Annotated in this window: 10 protein-coding genes and 1 riboswitch; of the genes, 7 read left to right on the top strand and 3 right to left on the bottom strand. The window is 55.2% G+C overall.

What is annotated here, in order from left to right; translation table 11 throughout:
* From VI25_RS21860 to VI25_RS21840, 6 genes are all read left to right on the top strand, one after another.
* A partial coding sequence (locus VI25_RS21860) for an ATP-grasp domain-containing protein (RefSeq protein ID WP_201783376.1) occupies window positions 1–520 on the top strand: 520 nt, incomplete at its 5' end.
* Window positions 514–681 carry a hypothetical protein gene (locus VI25_RS26165; protein WP_201783375.1) on the top strand — a complete coding sequence of 56 codons (168 nt, stop codon included), beginning with the start codon at window positions 514–516 and terminating at the stop codon, window positions 679–681. The genes VI25_RS21860 and VI25_RS26165, both read left to right, overlap by 7 nt.
* A gap of 360 nt (window positions 682–1041) precedes the next feature.
* Window positions 1042–1632, top strand: a complete 591-nt coding sequence (locus tag VI25_RS21855; protein WP_045690627.1) for a Crp/Fnr family transcriptional regulator — start codon at window positions 1042–1044, stop codon at window positions 1630–1632.
* 122 nt (window positions 1633–1754) lie between these two features.
* Entirely contained in the window at window positions 1755–2120 is a 366-nt protein-coding gene (locus tag VI25_RS21850) for a DUF4260 domain-containing protein (RefSeq protein ID WP_045690626.1), read from the top strand.
* A 340-nt stretch (window positions 2121–2460) separates the two neighbouring features.
* Window positions 2461–2763, top strand: a complete 303-nt coding sequence (locus tag VI25_RS21845) for a helix-turn-helix transcriptional regulator (protein WP_045690625.1) — start codon at window positions 2461–2463, stop codon at window positions 2761–2763.
* Window positions 2764–2796: 33 nt separating this feature from the next.
* Window positions 2797–3081, top strand: a complete 285-nt coding sequence (locus VI25_RS21840; RefSeq protein ID WP_045690624.1) for a WYL domain-containing protein — start codon at window positions 2797–2799, stop codon at window positions 3079–3081.
* Window positions 3082–3470: 389 nt separating this feature from the next.
* Here VI25_RS21840 and VI25_RS21835 read toward each other — a convergent pair whose 3' ends face one another.
* From VI25_RS21835 to VI25_RS21830, 3 genes are read right to left on the bottom strand one after another with little or no spacing between them, the layout of a single operon-like run.
* A complete protein-coding gene (locus VI25_RS21835) occupies window positions 3471–4802 on the bottom strand; it encodes a hybrid sensor histidine kinase/response regulator (protein WP_052695804.1) in 1332 nt (443 codons plus the stop codon).
* An 11-nt stretch (window positions 4803–4813) separates the two neighbouring features.
* Window positions 4814–5071: a histidine kinase dimerization/phospho-acceptor domain-containing protein gene (locus VI25_RS23725; protein ID WP_072144889.1), complete on the bottom strand. Its 258-nt coding sequence runs from the start codon at window positions 5069–5071 to the stop codon at window positions 4814–4816.
* Entirely contained in the window at window positions 5068–6303 is a 1236-nt protein-coding gene (locus VI25_RS21830) for a PAS domain-containing protein (RefSeq protein WP_055562894.1), read from the bottom strand. Before VI25_RS21830 ends, VI25_RS23725 begins: the two co-directional genes overlap by 4 nt.
* A 541-nt stretch (window positions 6304–6844) precedes the next feature.
* Window positions 6845–6936: riboswitch (SAM riboswitch) on the top strand.
* Window positions 6937–7447: 511 nt separating this feature from the next.
* Here VI25_RS21830 and VI25_RS21820 point away from each other — a divergent pair.
* Window positions 7448–7969 (top strand): carboxypeptidase-like regulatory domain-containing protein, encoded by a 522-nt coding sequence (locus tag VI25_RS21820; protein ID WP_161807017.1) that lies wholly within the window; start codon window positions 7448–7450, stop codon window positions 7967–7969.
* Window positions 7970–7971 lie beyond the last annotated feature (2 nt).

Here is a 7971-nt window from a genome sequence, read left to right as displayed (position 1 = left end):
GGGCGCCTGGGCGGAGCTGGGCAGCGTCGCCTGCGTGCTAGAAAAGATGCTACCGCTCACCGCCGAGTGTTCGGTACTGGTGGCGCGCGGCTGGGACGGGCAAGTCGTCAGCTTCGCCCCACAACGCAACGTGCACGTCGATGGCATTTTGGCTGTCACCCACGCCTACGAAGGCAATATGCCTGTAGCCCTAGCCGATAGGGCTCGTGACGCTGCCATCGCCATAGCACACCATCTCGGCTATGTCGGGGTGCTGTGCGTTGAGTTTTTTGTAGTGGAAGACGGCAGCGAGCATGGAGGCCTAGTAGTCAACGAAATGGCACCGCGCCCGCATAACAGCGGCCACTACACGCTGGACGCTTGTGACGCGTCGCAGTTTGACCTGCAGGTCCATGCCATGGCGAGCTTGCCCTTGCCACAGCCGCGCCAGCATTCCCCGGCCATCATGCTAAACCTGCTGGGCGATGTGTGGTTTGACGCCGAAGGCAACTGCATGAGCCGGACTGGCAGGCTGTGCTGAGCTTACCAGGAACGCACCTGCACCTGTACGGCAAAGCAGACGCGCGCGCAGGCCGCAAGATGGGCCACCTAACCATCACCGGTCCGGATGTTACTAGTGTCAAAACCGTAGCGCGTCGTGCCGCCAGTCTGCTCAACTTACCAGGACAGGACGCCATCTAGCTGCCAGCGGCTGAGTATAATCGAGTCAACCAAACGATGAAGTCCTTCTTACCACACATAGAGGGGTAGATGCACTCTAAGAACAAACGGTATACTAGGGGCTTGATTTCCGATAGATGCGCGTTTTGTATGGTTAAAAAGTCCGGTACGCTAGGGCTATCAGCACGTACTCGCCGCACTATTAATTAATAAAGCATTGAAAAACAAGAAATTATAGTGGTTTGGGTAATGCCTATCCAGGGTTCAGCAGCCTCTTGGTTACTAAAAAAAGACACTACCATTGCTCTAAAGGAAATCATTCGGTTACGGTTTGCCTATGTTAGCGGGGTAGTAGAATAGTACCCCGCTAACATAGGCTCTATGCACCCGCTGCGCGCGTATCTCCACCGCTTCATTCCTAAGCTAACGGACGCTGACTGGCAACCGCTGGCTGAGGCTTTACGCCCGCGCCACTTGGCTCGCGGTGAGCATTTTGTGCACGCTGGTGAGTACCGCCCTGAGTTAGCAATGCTGCTCAGCGGCGCTTGCCGCCTCTACTATTCCCGCCCTGATGGAGAGGAACGTACCACCTTTTTCTTCTTCGAGAACCACCTGCTAGCGGACTACGCCGGTTGTTTGACGGGCCAACCTAGCAAGCTGAGCATTCAGGCCCTAACCGATACGGAGTTGGTTGTTTTTGATTACGCAGTGTTGCGCCAGCTCTATGACGAGCGGCCGGTCTACGAGCGGTTTGGGCGTTTACTGGCCGAATATCTCCTGCTTGGCACCGATGCCCGCCTAGTCGAGCAGCTGTTACTTTCGCCCGAAGAGCGCTACCGTGCGTTATTAATCAGCGGCAAAACCAAGATTCTGGAACGCATTCCTCAGCATTTGGTCGCCAACTACCTCGGTGTCACGCCTGTTTCGCTGAGCCGGATCAGGGGGCGAGTGGCGCGCCATGCAGGCAAGTAAAGCAAGAGCCACAACTGTGCATGCCGCACACTGCATTTCTTAACTTTTGTTATCGTTGCGTGGGGCCGAATAGGCGGAAGTTTGTGGTAGGTATAACGCTCACCTCATTCACCCCTTCTCATATGAAAACGCTGCTGAAAACAGAAGAACTAGCCGAAGCTTTCTTAGCCCTAGTTGTCTTTGCCTCCCTGCCCTATGCTTGGTGGGTGCTACCAGCTACCTTCCTACTCCCCGACCTTAGCATGATCGGCTACGTGGCCGGCCCGCGCGTGGGCGCATTCTGTTACAACGTTGCTCACCATAAGGCACTGGCGGTGGTGGTAGGAGTGGTAGGATGGTGGCTAGGGCTACCCGTGCTGATGCTAGCAGGCACAGTACTCCTCTTCCATAGCGACTTCGACCGGATGCTGGGCTATGGCCTCAAGTACATGACAGGCTTTCAGGATACACATTTAGGGCGTGTAGGAACAAGTCAGGCAAAGCACTAGCCAAACTTTGTAGAGAATAGATAGGCTCGGTGGTAGCAATTGTACTTATAGGATAACGTAGGTCGGAAAGTTGTAGTCGCCGAGTACCAATTCAATCAGTGCCACTAAGTTGGTTGCCCGGTTTAGATTTGTGGGGTGAGAGCTATTTCGGCTTTATAGCATCAGGGCTTAACACTGTTGATGCTAGTAATTGGGGTTGGCGGTTAGCTATGGCGTAGTAGGTATCCTAACGTATTCTAGTAAGGTTTTCTACAGAAAAAGGTGGGTAACTTGGTGCTGTCTTATGCTGCCATACGCTGGCTGTTTGTAGCCGACGGGCGCCCGTACTCGCTTTATACTGATGAACAGGTTTGACCGGGTCACGGCTATCCTTCTCCAACTACAAGCCAAGCGGGTAGTTAGTGGCCCTACCTTAGCCCAGCAGTTTGGCGTAAGCCTGCGCACGATTTACCGAGACTTGCGCACCTTGGAGGAAGCCATGGCCCTACTCACAGCCGTACTGACGGCCCAACTAACCGATGCGCCCACGGCCCGCTTTAGTGGCGCAGCCATGGACAAAGTGCGGGCAGTACTGCGCCGCTCCGAACGGGACCACCTAGCAACCATTGCGCCGCATATTCAGGTCTTCGCCCCGCGCAACTAGCCCGCAGATTCAACAATCTACCAGTAATTGGTAATGGCAATAGCTACGCGCCGCCTCGTACGGCTGCACTACCAGGCGTTGGAGGCGCAGGCCCCTACTACCCGCGATATTGAGCCCAGTGGTTTGTACCTGAGTCGACACTGGCACGTGGTGGCGTATTGCCCGCTACGTCAGTCCTTTCGCGACTTCCGCCTCAACCGTATCCAACAGCTTAACTTGCGCGCCGAGGTGTATCCGGCCCGACCCGAAATTCTGCAACAGTATTGGGCCGACGCGGCCCATCGACGGCCAACCGAGAAGGTCGTGCTCCGCTACTAGCTCGCGGCAGTGCTGCCCGCACTAGCACAACAGCAAGGATGAGTTACTGACAAACCTGACTCTCTACTGGGCAACCGATACCATTGGTTCTTCTTTTGCCCCCTACTACCAAGGTGAACCAGTATCGCAGGGGGTAGGTACCCCAAAATTCAGGTGCCCACGGGCTTTACTACCTTCGGCCACGACTTACTGCGGGCACCCCGCCTCTTTGCCGAACGTTTCTATAACGTCCAACAAAGGACTGAAATCCCAGCGGTGGGCACTTCCCGGCCCTTGAGGAGCCTAAGGCGCTTGCCGAGTCTCTACGAAACTTCTTCCGGCCGCTCCGGTAGCGCTGGCCATGTGCGCTGGTGCAGCAACCAGCATGCTACCGAGTTAACAGTAAGCTATTAGGCGGTGAGTGGCGAAGTTGCGACTAGGTCACGTTTAATCTGCTGCATAACTTCGTCTAACTGCTGCGTAATACAGGCTGTCAGGGCGGTGAGGGGCTCCAACTGAAACTCGCCCTGCCATTGATCGAGCTCCGTGACGGCAGGAAGCAGATGATGCATCCGCAGGTGGGACAGGCTTGGCCGGAGGGTATGCGCCGCACTTTTCAGCCGAACAACATCCTGCTCTTGCAGCCCCTGGGCTAGGTCTTGGAGAATCTCCTCGCTGCTTTCCACGAAGGTTTCCAGGATAAAAGCCACGAAGCTTTGGTCGCCCTGACCTACTGCTAGTAACTCATCCACCTGGTACAGCGCGGGGGTTGAGGGTATAATAGGGGCAACTGCTCCTACTATTGCCCCAACCCCTGCGGCGTCGGGTACCACCCATTCACTTACGATCTGTAGCAATTCGGCTTCCTGAAATGGCTTTGCGAGGTAGCCGTTCATGCCCGCCGCCAAGCATTTCTCCCGCTCCCCTTTGATGGCATTGGCCGTGAGAGCCACAATGGGCGTGGTAAGCTGCAGTTGCTGGCGTAGCGCCGCCGTAGCCCCATACCCATCCAACACGGGCATTTGGATATCCATCAAAATCAGGTCGAAAGCTTGCTCCTGGGCCAGCGCCACGGCCTGCTCACCGTGTTCTGCCTCGGTTACTTGCACCTGCGCCTGCTGCAAGAAGGTCTTGGCTATCTGACGGTTGAAGCGGTTGTCTTCTACTAACAGTACCTGTTTGTGGCGCAGGTGCTGCCGCAGCGGGCTATCCTCAGTCAGCAACACCTGCGGCAGCAAGTCTTGCTCTCCGCCAATGGGTAGGCGCAACGTAAACTGCGTAACCGTACCCCGGTGCTTTTCGCTTTCCAGTTGCATGTCGCCGCCCATAAGCTTCACTAGGTTGCGGCAAATAGGCAAGCCCAGACCCGTACCACCAAACTTGCGCGTTACGGAGGCATCCTCCTGGCTAAACTCCTGAAAGATGTGCGCCAGAAAGGCTGGTTCAATGCCCACACCCGTATCGGTTACCCGAAACAGAACATCTACCGAGCCATGGGGCGCGTCGGCGGCCAGCTCGCACGAAATAACTACCTCCCCTTTTTCAGTAAACTTAATGGCGTTGCCGGCCAGGTTTAGTAAAACCTGTGTAACGCGGTATGGGTCGCCGAGCAGTACGGGGGGAAGACCCGGCCCCGCTTCGGCCCGCAGACATAACCCTTTTTCCTCAGCCTTGTAGTGAAGGGTTTGCTTTACCTGCGTCAGCAACTGAGCCGGATCGAAACCGACTTGCTCCAGTACCATCTTGCCTGCTTCTAGCTTGGAGAGGTCCAGAATATCATTGATGATGACCAGCAGGTTGTCGGCCGAGGTGGTAATGGCTTGCTGATAACTGGTCTGAATTGGTGTAAGCGGCGTTTTAGCAGCAATTGACTCATGCCCAGAATGGCGTTCATGGGCGTGCGGATTTCATGGCTCATATTGGCCAGGAAAATCTCGCGTGCCCGCACCGCCGACTCGGCCGCTAGCTTGGCGTGGCGCAACGCCCGCTCCGTGGCTACTCGCTCCGTCACATCAAGGCCGTAGCCAGAATCATGTGCAGGGAGCCATCGGGACGGAACACGGGCTGCAAACACCGGTACAAGTGACGGTCGCCGTCGGGGCGCAGGAAGGTTTCTTCGTACGTTACAAGGTCTTTGTTCTGCACCGCCCGCTCTAGTTGAGCGTGACGCTCGTGGGCCATGGCAACCGGCCGTTGAGTGCGAGCAAAGTAGTCGAAGTTATCTTTACCAATTACCCACTTCCGCATTTCCGGGTCCTTGATGCCGCTGGCATTTACAAACAAGTATCGGAACTGGTCATCGAAAACGCCCACGTCACAGGGCAACTGGTCTAGCACAAACTCATAGAACGCCCGTTGGGCGGCTAACTGTTGCTCTACTTGTCGGCGCTCAGTAATGTCTACGCCCATGCCTACCATCATCCGCAACGAACCATCGGGGGCAAATACTGGCAGGAAATGCCGCTGCATGTGCTGAGGTCCGGTAGCGGTTTCCTGTACTTCTTCCCACATAACGGGGGTGCGGGTTTGCACGGCTTGCTCGAAGCTCTGCTGGCGCTGTAGGGCTAGTTCCTGGGGGCGCTGAAAGTGGGTGAAGTAAGCAAAATCATCGTGCCCGATAACCCAGTTGCGCATATCTGCGTCCCGAATGCCGTTGGTATTCACGAAACAGTAGCGGTGCTCCGTATCAAACACAGCCACTTCCACGGGCAGTTGCTGCAAAATGGTCTCGTAAAAATCACTCGGCGCGCTCGAAATCGTTTCAGAGGAGCGCGCGGCCATCAGCTTAGTTAGGTAGAGGGCAACGACGCCCTCAGCGGTAGGCGTCGCTTGAGCTACGTAGCACTGCCCGGCTACGTATACTTCCTGCTGCTGAGAAGTATTGGTGCGAAGAGCAGCTTGGGCCAAGGCCTGCAAGGGGCCTTGGTGCCAGGCAAGTTCTTCCCCAGCCTGAGCGGCTACGGTAGTAGCGGCATCGTTGGCGTATTGCACCTGCCCATCGGCCGAAAGCTGCACTACTGGCTGCGGGTGCTGCGCAAGCAGCCTGGAGGCCGGGTCAGCTTGAAGAAGGGAAGGGCTACTTTCGACTACTGCGCCCGACAAGCTCGCAAGCTGCGCCTGCGCAGTAGCTAGCTGTAGTTGCAGGGCGGTTATGTAGTCTTGAGCCCAAGTACGCCACGCCTGCTCGTCGGCGGGAGGGGCAACTGAAGGGTCATGAAAACCAAGCGGCACAGGAGCAGCCATCTAGTATAATTACACACGGTGATGATGCAGCAAATGTAACTAATCTGTGACGCGCTATACTATTGCCAACAGATGAATAGTTTTATAATAACTTTGATTATTTTAATATGGCCCTTTGTATTATACTTTTTATTTAAATTAAAACATCTACTATGAACTTGTTCTTATTAAAATTGTCATATTTTATGCTGTTTCAATCCGATAAATTTACTTATTATCATACGGCTGTTTAATTAGAACAAAACAGGTACTAGGCTATAAGCTAATATCACCGTAGGGAGCTATTACCAGCCTATACAATGCCCCTTCTAGCCTTACCCCCTAAGCGGTTCTGCCAGCATCAGCGGCTGAACTCAATTATAGTTATTCATGCTAGTCAACTCTCCTAACAGAGCGTCTTATGGCGGTCTTAAGTAAGCTCGAAAAAGAGTGTTACCAGCTTACTATCATGAGATAAAGGCTTGTCTAAAATAAAAATTTGGATTTTAGAAAAATGCGCTGGTACATTTGCAACATCAATTCTTTCCCCCACAAAGGATTGTTTTTATACAGAGGCGCGGAGAGACAGGCTCGATGAACCGCCGACAACCCCCGGAACATCCGGAACGGTGCCAAGTCCTGACCATATAAAAACAACAAAGCCGTGAAGCCCTTCACCAGCACCACCGTTAGTATCCGCCGCCACATCGCTTCGCAGCACGGCTGTTATGGCATGATGCGGGGCCCGTCTGTATGCGGACGGTGAGCCGGGGCTGCTAAGGTGCGAAGCGGATTCGCTCTCCTTTCTTCCCGCCTCACCAGGCATCATAGGCCCCGTTTCTAGGCCCTTCGCCAGCTTTTCAGTACCAATTCGCCCGGCCAATGGGTGAACTATGGTCAGTTGGCAGCTTAGTTTGAGCTTACTGCTACTTCTTGCCTAAGCCTTGCCTCCCATTCCCGGAGCAGGCTTGGTGGGCTCTCCGAGCACATTCTGCCCATTCCGCCGCGGTGTAATCACTCGGTGGCGCTGGCCAGTGTGCCCCGGATCTTGGTAGCAGCCAAGAACTTCTGACCTATGGCTTCCGGCTTTGCTATCTACGCGCAATTGGCCTTCCGGCTCCTGGCAGCGCATTTCTGCTATCCTCCTCTTCCCATTTTTCTGCTTATGAAATCCTCTACTCTTCTGGCGGTGCCAGTAGTGGTGGCAGGGCTGGCCCAGGCGAGTTTTGCCCAGACGGCCTCCACCGTGACCGGTTCCGTCCTGGATGCCACCGACCGAACTCCCTTGCCGGGTGTGACGGTGGTAGTTAAAGGCACTACTATTGGTGCTTCTACTGGCCCAGATGGCGGCTTCTCACTACAGCTACCGGCTGGTAGCACCACCCTTGTTTTTAGCGCCGTAGGCTACGAAAGTCAGACCGTGAATGCCAGCGGCGGCCCAGTGCGCGTAACTCTGAAGGCCGACGTTAAGCAGCTTTCGGAGGTAGTGGTAACGGGCTACAGCGAGCAAAACCGCAAGACGCTGACCAGCGCCATCAGCTCCGTGAATGGCGACGCGCTCAAGGACATCCCGGCCGCCAGCCCCGACCAATTGCTGCAAGGCAAAGCGCCCGGTGTGCAAGTATCGGCCAACTCCGGGGTGCCGGTGGGGGCATTTTCATTCGCATTCGGGGTAGCAACTCCGTGAAT

The organism is Hymenobacter sp. AT01-02 (assembly GCF_000961955.2).
GTDB classification, from domain to species: Bacteria; Bacteroidota; Bacteroidia; order Cytophagales; family Hymenobacteraceae; genus Hymenobacter; species Hymenobacter mucosus.
The sequence above is the reverse complement of the archived record's forward strand: the minus strand, read 5'-3'. Positions and strand labels throughout refer to the sequence as shown.

Excerpts from the sequence above, each read along its gene's own strand:
- VI25_RS21820 (WP_161807017.1), top strand. The coding sequence starts at position 7,448 with ATGAAATCCTCTACTCTTCTGGCGGTGCCAGTAGTGGTGGCAGGGCTG.
- VI25_RS21830 (WP_055562894.1), bottom strand. The coding sequence starts at position 6,303 with ATGGCTGCTCCTGTGCCGCTTGGTTTTCATGACCCTTCAGTTGCCCCT.
- VI25_RS21850 (WP_045690626.1), top strand. The coding sequence starts at position 1,755 with ATGAAAACGCTGCTGAAAACAGAAGAACTAGCCGAAGCTTTCTTAGCC.
- VI25_RS21855 (WP_045690627.1), top strand. The coding sequence starts at position 1,042 with ATGCACCCGCTGCGCGCGTATCTCCACCGCTTCATTCCTAAGCTAACG.
- VI25_RS21840 (WP_045690624.1), top strand. The coding sequence starts at position 2,797 with ATGGCAATAGCTACGCGCCGCCTCGTACGGCTGCACTACCAGGCGTTG.
- VI25_RS21835 (WP_052695804.1), bottom strand. The coding sequence starts at position 4,802 with ATGGTACTGGAGCAAGTCGGTTTCGATCCGGCTCAGTTGCTGACGCAG.
- VI25_RS21845 (WP_045690625.1), top strand. The coding sequence starts at position 2,461 with ATGAACAGGTTTGACCGGGTCACGGCTATCCTTCTCCAACTACAAGCC.